1 protein-coding gene and 1 pseudogene are annotated in these 999 nt (G+C 42.1%); both read right to left on the reverse strand.

Features of this window, described 5'->3' with window-relative positions; all coding sequences use genetic code 11:
• Positions 1 to 223: 223 nt before the first annotated feature.
• Entirely contained in the window at positions 224 to 595 is a 372-nt protein-coding gene (locus MoGM_RS00445) for a four helix bundle protein (RefSeq protein ID WP_104368275.1), read from the reverse strand.
• Between the two features lie 111 nt (positions 596 to 706).
• Positions 707 to 999 (reverse strand): annotated as a pseudogene (locus tag MoGM_RS00450) (hypothetical protein); the annotation flags it as partial.

The raw sequence follows: 999 nt of genomic DNA on the forward strand, positions 1-999 counted from the left end.
CAATGTTTAAAGGTAAAAAAATAAAAAGGTAAAAAGGTAAAAAACACCGGAACTTACATTATCAGAAAACCGTATGACATTATACAGATAATCATCTATCTTTTGTCTTTTCATGATTCTAATCATAATTCTAATATGATGACTTTTCAATTTTACTATAACAGATATTTATTAAGACAAACGAATTGTCTTTCAATAATATAATTACAGATGTTTATTACTTTTATTTATCTTCCCTTTTCTTGTTTTTTATTTTGTTTATTATGTTTATCAATGTTCCAATTATTGTTTTCAAGTCCGTAACCAACGAGTTATGTTCCTTTTCACTTATCACTTCCGACTCATATAACAAGTCCAACCAATACTCAGTCTCGCTTGCTTCTTTCAGGGCAATGCTCAGTTTACTTATATAGTCCGCATCGCTTTGAGCATAGATGCTTTCCGCGATATTTGCCCCGATGCTCGTGCCCGACCTGTATAATTGCTTCGAAATGACATATTCTCCTCTGTTGTCACGCAAACAACAGTAAAGCCTCACAATCCTCAACGCAAAGCATTTGCTCAACTGATAAATAACATTCTTCCCCTGCCCCATAACTATTTATTTTATATCCACGCATCCGTTTGTCTTTACTCACTAACAATAATAATGGCCACTCCCACGCCGCATGGCTTTTTACCTTTTTACTTCTTTACCTTTTTACCTTTAAAAAAACAAATAGCACACCCCTATGGCGGCAACCACTCCGGCCGCGTCTGCGAGCAGGCCGCAGGTGACGGCATGGCGTGTGTGGCGCACTCCCACGCTGCCGAAATACACGGCGAGAATATAGAACGTGGTATCCGTGGAACCTTGGAACACGCAACTCAGGCGACCCACGAACGAGTCGGCACCGTATGTGGTCATCGCGTCGACCATCATGCCGCGCGCCCCGCTGCCGGAGAGTGGCTTCATCAGCGCCGTGGGTAGCGCGCCCACGAAATCGCCGCTGCCTCCAC

This window comes from Prevotella sp. MGM1 (assembly GCF_002933775.1).
In the GTDB taxonomy this organism is placed as follows: Bacteria; Bacteroidota; Bacteroidia; order Bacteroidales; family Bacteroidaceae; genus Prevotella.